16 protein-coding genes are annotated in these 18,193 nt (G+C 69.0%); 4 read left to right on the top strand and 12 right to left on the bottom strand.

Translation table 11 applies throughout. The annotated features are described in order from the left end of the window. Positions 1-671: 671 nt before the first annotated feature. Genes ACFVH2_RS21355 through ACFVH2_RS21345 form a run of 3 tightly spaced genes read right to left on the bottom strand, consistent with a single transcriptional unit; the run spans position 672 to position 3,645 of the window. A complete protein-coding gene (locus tag ACFVH2_RS21355) occupies positions 672-1,409 on the bottom strand; it encodes an SDR family oxidoreductase (RefSeq protein ID WP_378426241.1) in 738 nt (245 codons plus the stop codon). Between the two features lie 11 nt (positions 1,410-1,420). Beyond that, complete coding sequence (locus ACFVH2_RS21350; protein WP_378426171.1) at positions 1,421-2,443, bottom strand: phosphotransferase family protein; 1,023 nt, start codon at positions 2,441-2,443, stop codon at positions 1,421-1,423. Next, the gene (locus ACFVH2_RS21345; protein WP_378426169.1) at positions 2,440-3,645 is read right to left on the bottom strand and encodes an acyl-CoA dehydrogenase family protein; all 1,206 of its coding nucleotides are present in this window, start codon (positions 3,643-3,645) and stop codon (positions 2,440-2,442) included. Before ACFVH2_RS21345 ends, ACFVH2_RS21350 begins: the two co-directional genes overlap by 4 nt. 150 nt (positions 3,646-3,795) lie before the next feature. Here ACFVH2_RS21345 and ACFVH2_RS21340 point away from each other — a divergent pair, with 150 nt between their 5' ends. Further along, on the top strand, positions 3,796-4,671 hold the full coding sequence (locus ACFVH2_RS21340; RefSeq protein ID WP_378426167.1) for a TetR family transcriptional regulator: 876 nt from the start codon (positions 3,796-3,798) through the stop codon (positions 4,669-4,671). Between the two features lie 69 nt (positions 4,672-4,740). Here ACFVH2_RS21340 and ACFVH2_RS21335 read toward each other — a convergent pair whose 3' ends face one another. Beyond that, positions 4,741-5,634, bottom strand: coding sequence for an SDR family oxidoreductase (locus tag ACFVH2_RS21335; RefSeq protein WP_378426165.1), 894 nt, complete (start codon positions 5,632-5,634; stop codon positions 4,741-4,743). Between the two features lie 179 nt (positions 5,635-5,813). On the opposite strand from ACFVH2_RS21335, the gene ACFVH2_RS21330 reads away from it, so the two are divergent. Further along, a complete protein-coding gene (locus ACFVH2_RS21330; protein WP_378426163.1) occupies positions 5,814-6,098 on the top strand; it encodes a hypothetical protein in 285 nt (94 codons plus the stop codon). Between the two features lie 63 nt (positions 6,099-6,161). Here the strand turns inward: ACFVH2_RS21330 and ACFVH2_RS21325 are convergent, their stop codons facing one another. Then, the gene (locus ACFVH2_RS21325; RefSeq protein ID WP_378426161.1) at positions 6,162-6,653 is read right to left on the bottom strand and encodes a MarR family winged helix-turn-helix transcriptional regulator; all 492 of its coding nucleotides are present in this window, start codon (positions 6,651-6,653) and stop codon (positions 6,162-6,164) included. A gap of 84 nt (positions 6,654-6,737) precedes the next feature. Between ACFVH2_RS21325 and ACFVH2_RS21320 the strand changes: the two genes are divergently transcribed. Together ACFVH2_RS21320 and ACFVH2_RS21315 are read left to right on the top strand one after the other, a co-directional pair. Beyond that, complete coding sequence (locus ACFVH2_RS21320) at positions 6,738-8,174, top strand: MFS transporter (RefSeq protein ID WP_378426159.1); 1,437 nt, start codon at positions 6,738-6,740, stop codon at positions 8,172-8,174. Between the two features lie 64 nt (positions 8,175-8,238). Next, on the top strand, positions 8,239-9,321 hold the full coding sequence (locus tag ACFVH2_RS21315) for a DUF6777 domain-containing protein (RefSeq protein ID WP_378426157.1): 1,083 nt from the start codon (positions 8,239-8,241) through the stop codon (positions 9,319-9,321). 12 nt (positions 9,322-9,333) lie between these two features. Here ACFVH2_RS21315 and ACFVH2_RS21310 read toward each other — a convergent pair whose 3' ends face one another. From ACFVH2_RS21310 to ACFVH2_RS21280, 7 genes are all read right to left on the bottom strand, one after another. Then, the gene (locus tag ACFVH2_RS21310) at positions 9,334-10,089 is read right to left on the bottom strand and encodes a FadR/GntR family transcriptional regulator (RefSeq protein WP_378426155.1); all 756 of its coding nucleotides are present in this window, start codon (positions 10,087-10,089) and stop codon (positions 9,334-9,336) included. 86 nt (positions 10,090-10,175) lie between these two features. Further along, positions 10,176-10,916 carry an ABC transporter ATP-binding protein gene (locus ACFVH2_RS21305; RefSeq protein ID WP_378426153.1) on the bottom strand — a complete coding sequence of 247 codons (741 nt, stop codon included), beginning with the start codon at positions 10,914-10,916 and terminating at the stop codon, positions 10,176-10,178. Beyond that, entirely contained in the window at positions 10,913-13,651 is a 2,739-nt protein-coding gene (locus ACFVH2_RS21300; RefSeq protein WP_378426151.1) for an ATP-binding cassette domain-containing protein, read from the bottom strand. Before ACFVH2_RS21300 ends, ACFVH2_RS21305 begins: the two co-directional genes overlap by 4 nt. Before the next feature lie 26 nt (positions 13,652-13,677). Then, complete coding sequence (locus tag ACFVH2_RS21295; protein ID WP_378426149.1) at positions 13,678-14,901, bottom strand: ABC transporter substrate-binding protein; 1,224 nt, start codon at positions 14,899-14,901, stop codon at positions 13,678-13,680. Between the two features lie 200 nt (positions 14,902-15,101). After that, entirely contained in the window at positions 15,102-17,051 is a 1,950-nt protein-coding gene (locus tag ACFVH2_RS21290; protein ID WP_378426147.1) for an acetoacetate--CoA ligase, read from the bottom strand. A 57-nt stretch (positions 17,052-17,108) separates the two neighbouring features. After that, complete coding sequence (locus ACFVH2_RS21285; protein WP_378426239.1) at positions 17,109-17,456, bottom strand: carboxymuconolactone decarboxylase family protein; 348 nt, start codon at positions 17,454-17,456, stop codon at positions 17,109-17,111. Positions 17,457-17,509: 53 nt separating this feature from the next. Then, on the bottom strand, positions 17,510-18,193 hold a 684-nt coding region (locus ACFVH2_RS21280; protein WP_378426145.1), incomplete at its 5' end, for an acetyl-CoA C-acyltransferase.

Raw genomic sequence — 18,193 nt, 5'->3', positions numbered from 1 at the left:
CTCATACCCCTTTTTCTGGAACAACACAGTCGTCCCGGTGAACAACCAGACCCGATGGCCGTCGTAACGAGAGCACCAAGGGCTACGACGGGCACGGTGGGCCGTTGACAGATTTCGTCATTAGGAATCCGCATTTTCGCAGCGGGAAGTGGGCGCGCCAACGGGCGCGCGGTCTATCGGCAGGTCATGAGGACGTCGTCACGTACCACACATACCCTGCGCGAGGCCAGGTCCTGCCGGCGCCGCGGTAACTGCGTCATCGACTCCGCAGCGGGAACCTGCGTGCGATCATCGTCGATCCATTGTGTACTCACAGATCGCCCTCCCGAAGAACATCACACCGCCCAACCGACGGCGTCCCGACCGCGGACGAGGCAGGACGCCTACGACCGCAGGAGGCAACTTACCGTGTTGCCGGTCACGTTCGAAGCCTTTTGAACATTCGGTTGACAAGCGTCCAAGTTCGAGACGATCGCCCAACGCCGCTCGCCCTCGACCGAATCGCCGGAATCCGAATCGGGCAGCATTGACGCAGGTCAGAGGCCACGAATGAGTGATGGCATCGGATTAGGCGTTGATCACAGGAAGATTGTGATCTGATCACAGTCCGTGAAGTAGTCTCACGAGACCGCTCGGTTTGCTGGCGAGCAACCCGGTCTGCTATGCCTGACTCAGGCCCGCAACCCGTCGGTGCCGGAACGGGTCATCACGATGTTCGGGACCACCGCTCGTGCGGACAACCTCAGCAGGGAATCGGCCATCTCGACGACGTCGCCGACCGCGAGCATCTGCTCGGGGGCGATCTGGCCGTGCTTCCAGGCGCTCATGTCGGTATCGACGTACGCCGGCGAGATCGCGGTCGCGCAGACCCCGTTGCCCGACTCCTCGGCGTTGAGCGTCTGCACGAGCGAGATCAGCGCCGCCTTGGTCGCCCCGTAGACCGCCAGCCCGTGCTCGGCGTAGACCCCGGTGATCGAGGCGAGCGCGATCACCTTCGCACCTCGACCCGGATCAGCGGCAGCGCCGCGCCGCAGCAAGGGCAGGCTCTGCTGCAAGAGCTGGAACGGCGCGCGCAGGTTCACGTCGAGGGTCTTGTCGAAGCGACGCATCGGGAACTCGGCGACCGTGCCCGCGGTCCCAACGCCTGCGTTGAGCACGAGGGCCGACATCGCTCCGAACCGTTCCTCGTGCGACTCCGTGAGCCGGGCGAGGCACCGGTCGTCGGACAGTTCGCCCGCGACCGCGTTCACCTCCGGCGCGCCCGCGGCGCGCAGGGCCGCCGCAGTCGCGTCGAGCCGCGCCTCGTCCCGTGCGCTCACCGTCAACGAGTAGCCGAGCGCGGCCAGCCTGGTCGCGATACCGAGGCCGATACCGCGCGACGCACCGGTGACCAGCGCGGACTTCCCGATCGACGAACTCGTCACGAGACCCCCTTGATCGCACGCAGCCCTGCGGCCATGAACTCGGGGGTCGCCTCGGCCGCCCGTTCGGCGCCGCTGCCCGCGCTCGAGCCCTGCAGGGCCCGGTGGGTGATGCCCTCGCCGATCACGCCGAGCTTGAAGTTGGCGAGGGCGAGGTAGAAGTTCCAGTCCCCCAGGTCCCGACCGGAGGCGGTGGCGTACGCCTGCGCCAACTCGTCCGCCGAGGGCAGCCGGGTGCTCGTCCACGCCGCATCCATGCCGAGCACCAGATCGAACACCGGCGACCGGTACACGCACATGAGCGCGACGTCGGTCAGCGGATCGCCGAGAGTGGACAGCTCCCAGTCGACGACCGCGCGCACCACCGTCGGATCGGCGGCATCGAGAATCGTGTTGTCGATGCGGAAGTCGCCGTGCACGATCGAGGCCGCCGCGGACTGCGGAATCGACCCGGCGAGCGCGGCGTGCAGCGCCGCGACGTCGGGCAGGTCCCGGGTCTTGACCCGATCCCACTGTCCGGCCCACAGCTTCACCTGCCGGGCGACGAATCCCTCCGGGCGGCCGAAGGTTCCGAGTCCGACCTCCTCGTAGTCCACATCGTGCAGGTCCGCGAGCACTCGGACCAGCGCGTGCGCGCTCGCCCGGACCTGCGCGTCGGTCAGAACGGAGAGGTCTGCAGCGTCGCGTAACACGCGACCGTCCACGAACTCGACGACCGTCATCGGCGCACCCAGCGCTCGTCCCTGCTCGTCGAATGCGACGGTGCGCGCGACCGGCACGCCGGTCCCCTGCAGTCCCTCGGCGACGGTGTACTCACGCGCCATGTCGTGCGCGGACGGGGTCAGCCCACTGACCGGAGGGCGTCGGACGATCCACGTGTTCTCGTCGTCGTACGCCTTGAACGTCAGATTCGAACGTCCGCCGCTGATCAACTCGACCCGCAAGTCCCCGCAAACGTCGATGCCCTGCGAGTCGAGGAACGTCCGCAACGCGTCGACGTCCATTCCCGGCAAGCGCGTCATCGCTGCGCCAACTCTCGCTTTGCAGCGCCGACCACCCGCTTGGCGATCGCCCAGCGGTGCACCTCGGACGGGCCGTCGTACACACGGAAGGGCCGAACCTCCCGAGACAGACGCGCCAGGGGAAGGTCTCCGGAAACGCCCATCCCGCCACACATCTGGATGCTGCGGTCCACGATCCGGAAGATCGCCTCCGCCCCGAAGGTCTTCGCGATGGCGGTCGCATTGGAGGCCGGCTCGCCACGATCGAGCTCCCAGCAGGCGCGCACCAGCAGTGCGCGGGTCGCCGCGATGTCGATCTCGTTGTCTGCCACCATCTTCTGGACCATGCCGAGATCGCCGAGGCGGCTACCGAACCCCTCGCGTTCCGCGACCCGCGCGACCGCCACGTCGTGTCCGCGCCGCGCTGCACCGAGCCAGCGCATCACGTGCGTCATCCGGGCCGGGCCGAGACGCACCTGGGCGTAGTCGAATCCGCGGTCCACCTCACCGAGCACCGCCGAGTCCGGCACGAGCAGGTCCTCGAAGTAGACCTCACAGTGACCACCGATCATCGCGCGGTCGAGGGTGTCGATGTGCCTGCCGACCCGCAGTCCGGGAGCATCCGCGGGCGCGAGGAACATCGTGGCCCCGCCGCGGTCGCCCGGTTCGCCCGCCGTGCGCGCCATGATGATGAAGAAGCCCGCGCCGTCGGCTCCCGTGATGAACCACTTGTGACCGTTGATCCGCCAGCCGCCGTCTGCCCGCACCGCCCTGGTGGTCAGCGCCGACGGATCGGATCCCGCGCCCGGCGCCGGTTCGGTCATCGCGAAGGCCGAGCGGACGTCGCCGCGCGCGAGCGGGGCGAGGTACTGCTGCTTCTGATCCGGGTCGGCGATGTGCGCGAGCATGTGCACGTTGCCCTCGTCGGGCGCGGCGATGTTCGTCGCGGCCGGCCCGAACAGCGAGTAGCCGGCTTCCTCGAACACCGGTGCCCGCTCGGACATGTTCAGCCCGTGCCCGCCGAACTCGACCGGCGCGTGCGGTGCGAACACGCCGGCCTCCTTCGCGGCCTGCTGCAACCGCACCCGCAGCTCGTCACCGCCCGCCGCGGTGATGTCGCCGCCGTGCTCGTCCTCCACCGGGAGCACCACGTCGCGGACGAACGCGCGCGTCCGTTCGGCCAACGCCACGACCTCGGGTGAACAGCTCAGGTCGATCGCCACGGCAACTCCTCGCGTCGGACTTCGTGCCGAACGATCGCTCGGCCACGGTTCCCGCCGAGAATTGCATATAGAGCGCCTTGTGTCAAAGCAATTCGTCTCACCTATGGTAAGAATGTTCAGTATTTCTGAACACTGGCACTGGAGGCGGGAATGAGCGAACCATCACCGGCGGCCCAATCGGTCCGGCAAGCACGCATCGCGACCGGGCTGAGCCTGCGCGAGGTGGCCCGGCGACTGTCGATCAGCCCCGGCACACTCAGCGCGATCGAGAACGGCAAGACCGGAATGTCGGTGCAGCGACTCGACGCCCTCGCCACCGCCCTCGGCACGACGGCCGCGCGGCTGCTCGACCCCGATCCGGCACCCGCGCACACCACCCGCCCACGTACGAATCGCAGCGAGCCACCGGTAGGGACGGCACCCCAACCCCCGGAAGGACACTGGCGCGAGTTCTCCGCACTCCACATCGACCCGGTGCTGGCCGCTGCCATCGACGCGTTCGTCGACACCGGCTACCACGGCGCGACCATGCGCTCGATCGCCGAACGCGCAGGCATGAGCGTTCCCGGCGTCTACCACCACTACCGGGACAAGCAGGATCTGCTGGTTCGTGCCCTCGACCTGACCATGAGCGAACTGCACTGGCGCGTGCGTGCCGCACGCGACGAGGGCGCGACCGCGGTCGACCGGGTCGGGCTGATCGTGGCGGCACTCGCCCTCTTCCACACCCACCGGCGGTCCCTGGCCTTCATCGGCGCCAGCGAGATGCGCAGCCTCGAGCCCGCGAACCGAGTACGAATCGCGGACTCACGCAATCAGATTCAGTACCTACTCGATGCCGAGATCGACGCCGCGGTCACCTCCGGCCGCCTCACAACGGCGCACCCGCGCGACGCGGGGCGGGCGATCGCGACAATGTGCACGTCGCTGCCGCAGTGGTTCCGTGCCGGAGGGCCGTCCACGCCCGAGCAGATCGCCGCAGAGTACTCGGACTTCGCACTCGACCTGCTGGGCCAGACACGCTGAATGGGGATTCAGTGGTCATCTTTCGCGAGAAAGTGACCGCTGAACCCCCATTCAATGGATGGCGATCGGTTAGGAGCGAGGGTTACCGGCCATGTCGGAGTTCGGGCGAGCCTGCGCGACGAGGGCGGGAATGACCTCCCCCAACTCCGCCGGATCCCACCGCGCGTCCTTCGACACGCCCGGGCCCGCAACCCACGTCTCCGCGACGCTGATCGAGCCGCCGTGCACGTTGAAGATGCGGCCGGTGATGCCGTCCGACTCCGGGGACCCGAGCCAGACCACGGTCGGCGAGATGTTGCCCGGCGCCGCGGCGTCGAATCCCGTTCGCGCCTTCTCCGCTTCCGCGGCTGCCACGAAACCTTCCAGCCCCGAGGTCATCTGGGTCAGCGCCGTGGGCGCGATGGCGTTGACGGTCACACCCAGCCGAGCCAACTCGTCCGCGAGGATCACCGTGAACGCCGCGATGCCCGCCTTCGCCGCACCGTAGTTCGTCTGCCCCACATTGCCGTACAGACCTGACGGCGAGGAGGTGTTGATGATCCGGGGATGCGCGACCGGGGTGCCGGCCTTGTGCTGCTCCCGCCAGTACGCGGCAGCGTGCTGCGAGGGCGCAAAGGTGCCGCGCAGGTGTACCCGCATGATGTCGTCCCACTGGTCGACGGTCATGTTCACGAACATCTTGTCGCGGAGAATGCCCGCGTTGTTGACCAGGACGTTGAGCGTGCCGAAGGTGTCGATCGCGGTGCGAACCAGGCGGCCTGCGCCCTCGAAGTCCGAGATGTCGTCCTTGTTCGCGACGGCGTCGCCGCCGAGGGCCTTGATCTCCTCGACGACCGCCTCGGCGGGACCGAGGTCGTTGACCACGACCTTCGCACCCTGCCTTGCGAATTCGAGTGCGTGCTCCCGTCCGATGCCACCCGCAGCGCCGGTCACGACGACGACGCGTCCTTCGTTGATGCCCATCCGCAGTTCTCCCACATACTCGTCGATTCAAGGTCGACTGCACCGTACAAGCATGTGCGGTGAAATCCGGTCAAGTGGCTTGTTTTCACCCCCCTAGGGGGACTTCTGACGGGGGCGATCGTCGCCGATCGTTGTAGGCAGTCCACCTGGACGAACCCCACCAACCGAAGGACACCACGATGATCTCCCGAACCCTGAAGACGCTCGCCGCCTCGACTCTCGTCGCCGCCGGACTCCTGGGCGCACAGGCCGCCGCCGCGCATGCGGAAATCCGCACCGCCCCCGACGGAACCCAGACCACCGTGTGTGTCTCCGGCGGCAAGGACTACAGCGTCGGCGCCAAGGTCTACTACCCGGACGGGAGCTACCAGACCTGCCAGTCCGACGGAACCTGGAAGCGGGTCAAGCCAGTGGTGAACGACTGGGGCTCCCGGGCGCCGGCGCCGTCTCGTTCGATGGGATGAGCACTCGCCGACACGAGGACGGTCCACCACGCGCGCGGCGCGTGGTGGACCGTCGACGTTCGGTCAGTCCCGCGGCCAGCTCAGGCCCTGACGACGCTCGATCTCCTCGTTCATCCGGCGCAGCAGTGCGACGAGGCTCCGGCGGTCCTGCTCATCCCAGTCCGTGACGAGTGCGTCGATCCCGGTGATGGTCCGCTGCCGGTCCGACCGCAACATCCGCAGCCCCTCGGCCGTGGGACGAAGCTTGCGAGCCGTACCGCCGTCGGGGTCGGCGATCCGCTCCGCGAGGCCCTGCCGGAGCAGCGCCGCGGTCTGCCTGTTCACCGTCGACACGTCGAGCCCGAAGGCGTCGGCCAGATCCTTGAGGGTCATCGGCTCACTGAGTTCGAGCCTGCTGAGCAACAGGTAGGCCGAGCGGTCCAGGTCCTGACCGGCGACCCGGTTCTTGTTGGCCAACGCCGTGTGCCGAGCCAACAGGCTGATCTCGCGCTCGAGTCGACGGCTCGTGTCGGCCGGTACCGGGGTGTCCTTCTTGTCGGATTCCATCACGGTCATTTTTGCATCACCCTGCGTCTCCGGTGCTCGTGGCCGCCCCCCGAATGTTGTGCATGGTACACACAATGTGTACGTTGCACATTTGTGAACAACCTGCGCACCCAGCGCCTCGTCCTCCCGACCCTCGCCTTCACCGGCATCGTGGTGTCGTTGATGCAGACCCTCGTGGTCCCGCTCATTCACGCGCTCCCCGACCTCCTGCACACCTCCGCGTCCACCGCCTCCTGGGTGGTCACCGCGACGCTGCTGGCGGCGGCGGTCGTGACCCCGGTCGCGGGCCGACTCGGCGACATGTTCGGCAAGCGCCGGATGATCCTGATCTCCATGGGTCTGCTGGTGGCAGGCTCGGTCGTGTGTGCGCTCAGCAGCACGATGACGCCGGTCGTCATCGGCCGCATCCTGCAGGGCGCGGCCACCGGTGTGATCCCGCTCGGGATCAGCATCCTGCGCGACGAATTGCCCCGCGAGCGGATCGCGAGCGCCATCTCCGTGATGAGCGCGACGATGGGCGTGGGCGGCGCCGTCGGCATGCCGCTCGCGGCCTGGACCGCCCAGAACTACAACTGGCACGTGCTGTTCTGGACCGCGGCCGGTCTCGGTGCGATCGCCGCCGTTGCACTCGCGGTGATCCTCCCGGAGTCGTCGGTCCGCACGCCCGGACGATTCGACTACGTCGGCGCGGTCGGACTCGCGGTCGGCCTGGTCTCGCTTCTGATGCCGCTCACCAAGGGCGCACAGTGGGGCTGGACCTCCCCCCTCACGCTCGGCCTCCTCGCAACGTCCGTGGTGGTCTTCGTCGCGTGGGGCGCGATCGAACTGCGCACCGACGAACCGCTGGTCGACCTGCGTACCTCCGCATCGCCGACCGTCCTGCTGACCAACCTCGCCTCGGTCCTGACCGGGTTCGCCATGTACGCAACGTCGTTGACGGTGCCGCAACTGCTCCAGTCGCCGCCCGAAACCGGCTACGGCCTCGGGCAGTCGATGGTCGTCGCCGGCCTGTGCATGGCCCCTGCGGGGATCGTGATGATGTTGCTCTCGCCCGTGTCCGCCCGAATCACCGGACGCTACGGCCCGCGCATCACGCTGATGGTCGGCACGGTCGTCATCGCCGCGGGCTACCTGATCGGCGCGGTCGCGATGAGCGCCATCTGGCAGATCGCGCTGGTGTCCACCGTCATCGGCGCCGGCATCGGCATCGCCTACGCGGCCATGCCCGCCCTCATCATGGGTGCGGTGCCGCTGCAGGAAACCGGTGCGGCCAACGGCCTGAACTCGCTGATGCGGTCGATGGGCACCTCGTTCTCCGCGGCCGTCATGACGGTCGTGCTGACGAACATGACCAAGCCGCTCGGGCCGGTCGACGTGCCCACCCATGCGGCATTCGTGACGACCTTCCTCATCGGCGCCGGTGCCGCGCTGATCGCCCTGCTCGTCGCGTCCTTCATTCCCAGCCGGGTGGCACCGCCGGCACCGGTCACGATCGAGTCGGACGCCGCCGAACTCTCACCCGCGCAGTAACCGGCACCGGGCCGCACAGCGGCAAAGACCTACACGACCCGGCGCCCACCCCTACGATGGGTCCGTGGCCACCGGCAGGGTCGGGCGGGCCGCGCGCGGTGCCCGACGAAGCGACGTCACCGGCACACGCACCCGTACCGGGTGCGTACCGGGCAGCCCCGCGGTGCGCGTGTGCGGCGGCGTCGCCGCCACTGCCATGGCACTGTCGACAGTTCTCGCGTGTTCCACGACCGACGGATCGACCCGGGAGAAGGTAGAGCTCAGCAGTGCCGTCTCGGACGATCCGCTGCCCTGGACCGAACAGCTCCTGCCGCCCCAGATTCCGACGCTCGTCCCGCCCGGCCCTCCGGACACCGTCCTTCCGACCGACGGCGACCCGGTCCGCGTAACCGGTGATCGAACGGGTCTCTACGGCGGCAGCCTCGACCGCCCGCTGTGCGACCGCGCGAAGCTGGTCGACGGACTCCAACAGGATCCGGTCAAGCTCGCGGCCTGGTCGCAGACATTCGACATCGAGGACGTGCCCACCTTCGTCCGCGGCCTGACTCCGGTGCTGCTTCGGGCCGACACCCGGGTGACGAGCTACGGATACGCCGACGGGAAGGCCGATCCGTCGCAGGCCGTGCTGGAGGCCGGGACCATCGTGCTCGTCGACGACCACGGCATGCCCCGGGTCCGATGCTCGCGCGGCAATCCGCTGCAGTCCCCTGGGACCGCAGACCCGAACCCGCGCGCCGTGCCCTGGCCGGACTTCGATCCCGCGCGAGTCGTGGTGGTGCGGCCCGCAGCCTCGGTCATGACGGAGTTGTCGGTGGTCGACGTGTCCACCGGTGCACTGATGCAGGTGCCCGTCGGCGACGCACCGCCCGAGCCGGCGGTCCGACCTGCCCCGCCGCCCTCGGCGACGCAGTCGGCGCCGCAAGTGGAGTCGCCGCCGATCGTCGCCGCACAGCGCGCACCGGTCGCGCCGCCCCCGCCGCCGCCCCCCGTCGCGCCGGAACCACCACCACCGCCGGCGCCGCCGCCCGCACCCGAGCCGCCGCCCGCTCCGGTGGTCGTGGCGCCTCCTGCGCCGCCGGCACCGCCACCTCAGGTTCGGGTCGAGATCCCAGGCCTGCCGCCGCTGGTGATCCCGCTCCCCGGCTGAGGTCGACGATCCCTAGGACAGCACCTCGACGAGCGTCGTGTCGGAGTCCCCGATCATGTATTTCTCGATCGCATCGAGATGTTTGCGCCAGAACTCCTGCGCGCCGGTCGCGTCGCCGTCACGCATCAGGCCGAGCAACTTCAGGTAGGCGCGGTGCGCTGCGCGCGCGGCGAGACGTTCGCTGTTCCCGCCGTGCGCCGCGATGAACAGGGCGTTGTGGGCATCGATGATGTGCACGAGCATGCCCGCCAGCACCGCGAGCGTCTGGTTGCCCGCGAGGTCGATCAGCGCCTGGTGCACGTCGACGTCGTGGCGCGCGAACGCCGCCGGGTCGTCCACGAGATCCTCGCCGGCCTCGAGCAGGCCGGCGAAGGTGTCCAGCTCGTTTCCCTCGCGTCCGGCCGCGAGCATCCCCACCGCGGTGACCTCCAGTGAGGCGCGCGCCCGGTAGACGTCGACCAGGGGGACGCCCTGGTACTGCAGCAGCAATCCGGTGTACCGGGCCGCACCCGAGGCGTCCGGTGCGAGCACCCGAGCCCCACCGTGGGCACCGCGCAGGACCGTGATGATCGACTCGGACTCGAGGATCCGGAAGGCCTCACGCAGGGTCGGCCGCGACACCCCGAACTGCTCCATGAGGGTGGCCTCGTTGGGCAGCGGGTCGCCGACCTCCAGTTCCCCGGTGATGATCCGCCTGCGCAAGCTGGCCGCGACCAGTTCGCCTGCCTTCGGCACCCGGACCACCGATGATTTCGCACCCGCTGCCACTGCCACCCCTCGCTGAAGTCGAGTCGGGCACGCGCTGACCTGGCCCGACGAATCCCCAACGGTACAAGAGTTGACCGAATTGCCAGTTACCCGCCGTCCACCGGGTCAACCGAGGCCGACAGATAGGCCCGCTGGACGGCGTCGAGATCGGCACCGATCTCGGCAGCCGTGCCCTCCAGCATCACCCGACCACGACGCATCACGTACACCCGGTCGGCAACCGTCAACACCTGTCTCACGTGCTGTTCGACCAGCAAGACACCGACGTTGCGCTCGTTCGCGGCAGCGCGAACGACGGCCAGCAGACGCTGAACGATCTGCGGTGCCAAGCCCAGCGACAGTTCGTCCGCCAACAGCAGACGGGGATTCCGGGCCAGGGCCCTGGCGAGGGTGAGCATCTGCTGTTCACCACCGGACAACAATCCGGCCGGCCGGCCGAGCAGGGCCCGCAACTCGGGGAAGACCTCGCACGCGGCGTCCGCCGACACTCCGGCGAGTCTGAGGTTCTCGGCCGCGGTGAGGCCCATGATGACCGAGCGTTCCTCGGTCACGTAGCTCAGGCCTCGCCGCGCCAGCGCCGAGAGCGAGGAGCGCCGCCCGGAGCCGAGCACAGACACCTCGCCCGAGATCGGGGCCAGTTCGCCTGCCACGGTGAGCATGGTGGTGGACTTGCCGGCACCGTTGGCGCCGATGAGTGCCACCACCTCCCCGGACTTCACCGTGAGGTCGAGGTCGCGGCAGACCACGGCGCCCGCGTACCCCGCGCTCAAGCCGCGGCATTCGAGAACGACCTCGGACGCCACCGTCTTCTCACTCGTGATGGTCAACGCGCTACCTCCGTTGTGTCGTCTTCGGTGCCCAGGTAGGCGTCGCGGACCGCCGCGCTGGCGGCGATCTCCTCCGGCGTGCCGGCCGCGATCACCCGGCCGGCCTCGAGCACCACGATCCGATCGCAGGTGGACATCACCAGGCCCATGTCGTGTTCGATGAGGAGCACACCCGCCCCGCGTTGCACGGCAAGGTGCCGGATGGCGACTGCAAGTTCGCGACTCTCTGCGTCGTCCAGACCGGCCGCCGGCTCGTCGAGCAGGATCACGGACGGGGCGGAAGCGACCGCGCGGGCGATGCCCACCAGCCGGCGCCGACCGTACGACAGCTCGCCCGGCAACGCGTCCAGGTCGTTCTCGAGCTCGAAGTCCCTCACGACCGTCGATGCACTCGGCGAGAGCGGATGGCGGCCCGGGCGGATCAGGTCGGTGAGCCACGTACGCCAGGTGGCCTCGTCAGCTCCGGCGTGGATGTTCTCGCCGACCGTGATGTCCTCGAACAGTTCGAGCGACTGGAAGGACCGACGGAGGCCTCCCTTCGACCGCCGCGCGGTCGACCAGGCGCTGATGTCCTGATCACCCAGTGTCAGCTGTCCCTCCGCGGGGCTGACGAATCCGGTGATCGCGTCGATCACCGTGGTCTTGCCTGCCCCGTTCGGCCCGATCAGACCCACCACCTGGCCGGGCTCGATGTCGAGGTCGACTCCGTCGACGGCCGTGACGCCGCCGAACCGCACCGTCAGACCGCGCACCGACAGGGGCGTCGGGGCGACCGAGCCGGTCGGCACCTCGTCCGAGAGTTCCTGAGCGCGGCCCCGGGCGCGTGCCCGCACCGCGGCAAGCGCCGGGAGCCCGGGGATCGCCCGAACCAGGCGGGAGGCCACGTCCGCGATCCCGTTCTGGTTGGTGAGCAGGATGACGATGAGGATCACGCCGCCGAGCATCATGGACAGGGCCGCACTGCTCGATCCGCTCGCCATCAGCCGACTGAACAGGGCCCCGGGCGCCAGCACCGCACCGATGATGCCGCCCAGCACGAACCCGAGCCCGCCGGTCACCGTCTGGACCACGGCGTTGATGGAGGCGAACACGTTGAACTCGAGATAGGTGACGGCGGAATTTCGCAGGCCGAGCAGGATGCCGGCCACCGCGGCCAACCCTGCCGCGAGCGCGAAGGCGTAGATCTTGACGGCAAACACGCTGATGCCGAGTGAGGCCGCGGCGCGCTCGTTGGTGCGCACCGCGATCAGCCGCCGGCCGGTGCGCGAGCGCCGCAGGTTCGCGACCATCAGACCGCACACGACCAGGGCCACGAGACACAGCAGAGCCCACCGCTCGGGGTACCGGGACGGCGTCACGTCGAACCCGAACAGGCTCAGCTGTGAGATCTTCACCGAACCCTCGAGCTTGTCCCCGGTGAGGGTCGGGTTGTTGAACACCATCTCCTGGATCGTGAACCCGAGCCCCAGGGTGACCACGGCCAGGTTGACCCCCCGTGTTCGCAGCGCCGGCAGCGCGAACAGCACCCCGATCGCGACCACTGCAACCACGCTCACCAGCGCGGCGGGGACGAGCGGCCAGCCGGCCTGGCCGACGAGGCGCGCGGCGAACAGCGCGCCCAGGCCACCGACGGTGTACTGGGCGAGCGAGAGCTGGCCCGCAAACCCGGTCAGGACCACGATCGAGAGCAGGAACACCGCCGCGGCGAGCGTGAGCATCAGCGACCGCAGCCAGTCGCCGCCGGCCAGGATCACGCCTCCGGCCGCCAGCACCGCGAGTGCGATACCCACCCAACGGATCTCGCCGGGGCCGAGCCGGGGCAGGCGCTCGGAGACATGGCTGCGCAACGGCAGCCCCTTCCCCCGCACCACCAGCACCACCAGGATCACCGCGAACGGCACAGCCCGGTTGATGCCGGTGAGCGTCTCCATACCGAACAGGTCGCGCAGGTCGTCCTGGTACAGGACGACCAGGCTCTCGCCCACGCCGAGCAGCAAGCCGCCGAGCAGGGTGAGGGGGAACGAGCGGAAACCGCCGAGCAGTGCCGCGGCAAGTGCCGACACCGTGACGATCACCACGAAGGCCGACGGAGTGAGTCCGGTCAACGGCGCCACCAGGATTCCGGCCGCGCCGGCAAGCGCACCGCCGACGGTCCAGGTCAGCGCGGCCAGCCGCTGCGGGGACCAACCGAGCGCGGCAGCGGCACGCTCGTGCTCGGCAGCCGCGGTGATGGCCAGGCCCACCCGGGTGAACCGGGTGATCGCCCAGAGCACCACCGTCGACACCACCGCGATGCCCAGCAGGATCAGCCGATCCTGCTGCACAACGACACCTCCCCAGTGATACGCGTCGTCGGGCAGGAAGGTCCGCACCCGGATCGACTTGGCGCCGTAGTACTGCTGCACCCCCGCCTGCAGGATCACCATCAGGCCGAGGGTGGCGGCCAGCCGGACGATCGGCGCGGCGTTCGTGAGCCACCGCAACACCAGCAGCTGAAATGCCAGGCCGATCAGTCCAGCCACCACAACCGCTATCAGGAAGGCCGGCAGCAAACCCCAGTCATGGTCGCGCTGAAGGGTTTCCAGACAGACGTAGGCCGCCACCATTGCGATTGCGCCCTGGGCGAAGTTCACCACCCCGGAGCCGCGGTAGACCAGCACGATGCCTTGCGCCAGGAGCGCATAGGCGGAGCCCGCGCCCAGCCCGAGGATCGCGAACTGCAGGAACTCAGTCATTCGTCAGACTCCAGGGTGGGATCGAATCAGGGGGTGCGCAGGTCGTACTGCGTCGGATCGGTGACCACGACGTCACCGTCGAACTTCATCCGGTACATCATCGTGTTCGAGACCCGCTGGAAGATCCCGAACGGCTCGACCGCGCCCGGCGTCCAGGCCGGGACCAGTCCGGCCATGTCGAGGTCCTTGGCGTTCTCGAATCCCTGCATGACGGTGCTGGTGTTGATCCCCGCCCCGAGGCCCTTCGCCACCTCGCCGAAGGCCCGGACCGCCAACCACGGGAACATCTCGTCGCCGACGAGGTTCTTCCGCTCGAGATCCTTCTTGCCGGACTGCTCCATGTCCGTCAGGAACTCCTTGATTCCCGGGAAGGTGTCGGTGCTCGACGACGGCGCGGGGACCGGGCCGGTGTACGTCGAGGAAGTGGCGAAGGTGCCGAGGTCCTGCAGGTCGGCCTGAGAGAACGTGGTGGACCCCAGCGCGAAGGCCAGCTTGGATCCGATCTGCTCGAACGACTGCGCAATCTGGGTGGACTGGGCCGGGACCAGCGCCATGATCACGCCCTGCGCGTCGTTGCGTTCGGCGGCGGCGATGAACTGGGTGTAGTCGGTCGCGCTCGCGCCCACGGCGACGTCGTTGACGATCTGCGCGCCCTTCGCCTGTACGGCGGGCCCGAGCAGCTGCGTCAGCATCGCGGCGACCGGCACGTCAGGGCGCATCAGGGTGAGCTTGGTCTTGCCCTGCGCCACGAGCATGTCGATCATCCCGTACAGGTTGAGCAGCGAGCCGGAGAACGGTGTGAACACGTTCGTCGCCGTGAAGTCGGCGATGTTCAGCGGGTTCAACCCGATCCGGGGGATGCCGGCGGTCAGCAGAACCTGGGACGTCGCGTCGTTGTTGGCCGGCGCGAAGTCCGCGAGCGTCGCGACGACCCCTTCGGAGACCATCTTGTTCGCGCAGTCGACCTCCTTGTTCGGATCACCCATGGAGTCGCACTGCACCAGTTCGAGCGGGCGCCCGTTCACACCGCCCCGGGCGTTGAACGCATCGACCGAGGCGACCGTGCCTGCGGCGTAGCTGGTGGCGGCGAGGCCCGGCGCCTCGATGGGCACGATCTGCCCGACCTTGATCGGGGCGCCTGTGGCGGCATTCCCGGTCGACTCTGCATTGCTGTCGTCGCTACAGCCGGCGACGATCAGACTCACGGTGGCGAGAGTGGCGATCGCAGGGGCGAGTTTCTTCAGATGCACGGCGCGTCCTTTGCATGTCGCAGCTAGGTCTCGGACGCCTTGGTCTGCTCGACCGAGTTGAGCTGCGACTGCCCGCTCACCCCCGGTCCTGGCAGATGCCGCCGCCCGACTTGGCTGCAGCGTATTGGAGCGCCGTGCAAATTGTGGCCAAGTTCACAAATTTCCGTTACAGCATGCGATGCAATAGGGGTCCGGCCAGGTCAGCGCTTCTGGGCGGCGTACCAGTCGACGAGTTCCGGCGCATCGATCGCGGTCCGGTCGACGATCTTGTCGGGGTCCGCGCCCTGGAACATCCGCTTGATCGGGACCTCGAGCTTCTTGCCGGTTCGCGTGTGCGGGACTCCGGGCGCCGCGATGATCTCGTCGGGCACGTGCCGCGGCGAGGCCTGTTCTCGGATGACCGAGCGGATCCGCTCCCGCAACGCGTCGTCGAGGACCGCACCCTCGGCCAACACCACGAACAGCGGCATCCAGTAGCCCCCGTCCGGCTGCTCGGCGCCGATCACCAGCGCCTCCGAGATCTCGTCGAGTCCCTCGACTGCCTGGTAGATGTCGGCGCTACCCATCCGGATGCCGTTGCGGTTCAGTGTCGAGTCGGAACGCCCGTGCACCAGGACGCTGCCCCGCTCGGTGATCGTGATCCAGTCCCCGTGCCGCCACACGCCGGGATAGGTGTCGAAGTAGGCGTCGTGGTACCGCGCCCCGCCCGGGTCGTTCCAGAACCGCACCGGCATCGACGGCATCGGCCGGGTGATCACCAGCTCCCCGACCTCCCCGCGCACCGACTTGCCGGACTCGTCGTAGCTGTCGAGCGCGACGCCGAGGCAGGGCGCCGACAACTCACCCGGCCACACCGGAACCGTCCGGGCGCCGCCGACGAACGCCGACACCACATCGGTGCCGCCGCTGATCGACACCACCGCCGTCCCGACGTTCTCCGCCAACCACAGCGAGGACGAGGCGGGCAGGGTGGAACCGGTGATCCCGACCGCACGCAACGCCGTGAGGTCGTGATCGCGGCGCGGGACGACGCCCGCCTTGGCACAGGCCAGCACGTAGCCGGGGCTGGTGCCGAGCACGGTGGCCCGGTGCCGGGCAGCGAGAGCCCACAGCGAATCGGTGGACGGATAGGACGGACTGCCGTCGTAGCAGACGACGGTCGCGCCGACCAGCAGCCCGGCGACCTGGAAGTTCCACATCATCCAGCTCGGGCTGGTGTACCAGAACAAGGTGTCGGTCGATCCGACGTCCAGCTGCAGCGCGAGCGACTTGAGGTGCTCGAGCACCACCCCGCCGTGGCCGTGCACGATGCCCTTCGGCAGGCCGGTGGTACCCGAGGAGAACACCACCCACAGGGGGTGGTCGAACTCCACGTCGACCGGCGCGAGCGGCGCGTCCCCTGCGGTCGCCTCCGCCCAGGAGATCGTCATACCCGGAGTCGACGCGGCCGCGTGACCGAGTCGGTCGACGCGCACCGTCAGCGTCAGACTCGGCAGACCGGCACGCAGTTGCTCGATCTCCGCGTCACGCGGGTGCTCCTTACCGCCGAAGCGGTAGCCATCGGCGGCGATCAGCACCGTCGGCTCCAGCTGACCGAGCCGGTCGAGGGCCGCGTGCGCGGAGTAGTCCTGCCCGCACGCGGCCCAGATCGCGCCGATGCTCGCGACGGCGAGGAAGGCGGTCACCGCCTCGGGGACGTTCGGTAGGTACCCCACCACCCGGTCACCGGGTCCGACGCCGTGTGTACGGAGGGTCGCTGCCAGCGCCCCGACCTGGCGGCGCAGTTCGGCCCAGGACGTCTCGGTGTCGGTGGAGGGGTCCTCGCCGGAGTACCGGATCGCCGGGCGGTGCCGGGTCTCGTGCCGGAACGCCTGCGTCACGTAGTTCGTCCGGACGCCGGGAAACCACTGCGCACCCGGCATGACCTCGTCCTGCAGCGCCGTCCCGACCGGGGTGGCCGACTGCACCTCGAAGTACTCCCACACCCCCAGCCAGAACTCGTCGAGGTCCTCGATCGACCACTGCCACAGTGCGCGGTAGTCGGGCACGCTGACCCCGAACCGGCCCTCGGCCCACGACGCGAAGTCGGTGATGCGGGCGCCCTCGACGTCCTCGTCCGTCGGCACCCACTGCGGCTGTAGCGATCCCATGCGGTCCATTCTCCAACACCCCGTCCGGGGAGCCGGAGAATCGCCGACCCGCGTCGGTCAGTCGGCCTGCATCGGCCCCAACTCCTCGGTCAGGACCTCCTGCACGACCCGCATCGCGGCCAGCGCCGCGGGCGCCCCGCAGTATCCGCTCGTGTGGATGATCGCCTCGCTGATCTCCTCGCGGGTCAGACCGTTCCGCAGGGCGCCGCGGACGTGCCCGCGCAACTCCGATTCCGCACGCAGGGCGGTCAGCATGCCCAGATTCAGCAGGCTGCGGTCGCGTCGGCTCAGTCCGTCTCGGGTCCAGACCGATCCCCACACCGTCTCGGTGATGTGCCGTTGCAATGCTTCGCTGTCGGTGCCGAAGTCACGGGTCAGCGCGCGGTCCACGAAGTCGTCACCCATCACCTCGCGGCGGAGGCCCAGTCCGGCGTCGAAGCGGCCGTCGCTCGAGTCGGTCACGACTTCGGCACCCGGATGATCAGCGCGTCGCCCTGCCCACCACCACCACACAGTGCGGCCGCGCCGACCCCACCACCACGACGGCCCAGCTCGAGCGCGAGGTGCAGCGCGATCCGAGCGCCGGACATGCCGAGCGGGTGACCGATCGCGATCGCGCCGCCGTTGACGTTGACCCTCGACTCGTCGAGGCCCAGTTCCCTGGTGGACGCGATACCGACCGCCGCGAACGCCTCGTTGATCTCGACCAGGTCGAGATCCCTCGGATCGATGCCCTCGCGCTCGCACGCCCTCGCGATCGCCCGCGCCGGCTGCGACTGCAGCGTCGAGTCCGGGCCCGCGACCACACCGTGCGCACCGATCTCCGCGATCCAACTCAGACCCAGCTCCTGCGCCTTGGCCTTGCTCATCACCACCACCGCCGCGGCACCGTCGGAGATCTGCGACGCCGACCCCGCCGTCACGGTGCCGTCCCTGCTGAACGCCGGACGCAGCGTGCCCAACGACTCGACGGTGGTGTCGGCCCGAATGCCCTCGTCCTGCGCGAACACCACCGGCTCGCCCCTGCGCTGCGGAATCGACACCGGCACGACCTCCGCCTCGAAGAGCCCGTCCTTCCAGGCCCGCGCCGCGTTCTGGTGCGAGGCCGCCGCGAACGCGTCCTGCGCCTCCCGGCCGATCCG

Origin of the sequence: Rhodococcus sp. NPDC127527, assembly GCF_042672245.1 — a bacterium.
GTDB lineage: Bacteria > Actinomycetota > Actinomycetes > Mycobacteriales > Mycobacteriaceae > Rhodococcus_G.
This window is presented reverse-complemented; position numbering and strand designations above follow the sequence as displayed.

What these genes read in the sequence shown, in the direction of transcription:
- ACFVH2_RS21325 (WP_378426161.1), bottom strand. Translation starts at nt 6,653, where the DNA reads ATGACCGTGATGGAATCCGACAAGAAGGACACCCCGGTACCGGCCGAC.
- ACFVH2_RS21335 (WP_378426165.1), bottom strand. Translation starts at nt 5,634, where the DNA reads ATGGGCATCAACGAAGGACGCGTCGTCGTCGTGACCGGCGCTGCGGGT.
- ACFVH2_RS21350 (WP_378426171.1), bottom strand. Translation starts at nt 2,443, where the DNA reads ATGACGCGCTTGCCGGGAATGGACGTCGACGCGTTGCGGACGTTCCTC.
- ACFVH2_RS21285 (WP_378426239.1), bottom strand. Translation starts at nt 17,456, where the DNA reads ATGGGTGACGACTTCGTGGACCGCGCGCTGACCCGTGACTTCGGCACC.
- ACFVH2_RS21330 (WP_378426163.1), top strand. Translation starts at nt 5,814, where the DNA reads ATGATCTCCCGAACCCTGAAGACGCTCGCCGCCTCGACTCTCGTCGCC.
- ACFVH2_RS21300 (WP_378426151.1), bottom strand. Translation starts at nt 13,651, where the DNA reads ATGACTGAGTTCCTGCAGTTCGCGATCCTCGGGCTGGGCGCGGGCTCC.
- ACFVH2_RS21340 (WP_378426167.1), top strand. Translation starts at nt 3,796, where the DNA reads ATGAGCGAACCATCACCGGCGGCCCAATCGGTCCGGCAAGCACGCATC.
- ACFVH2_RS21290 (WP_378426147.1), bottom strand. Translation starts at nt 17,051, where the DNA reads ATGGGATCGCTACAGCCGCAGTGGGTGCCGACGGACGAGGACGTCGAG.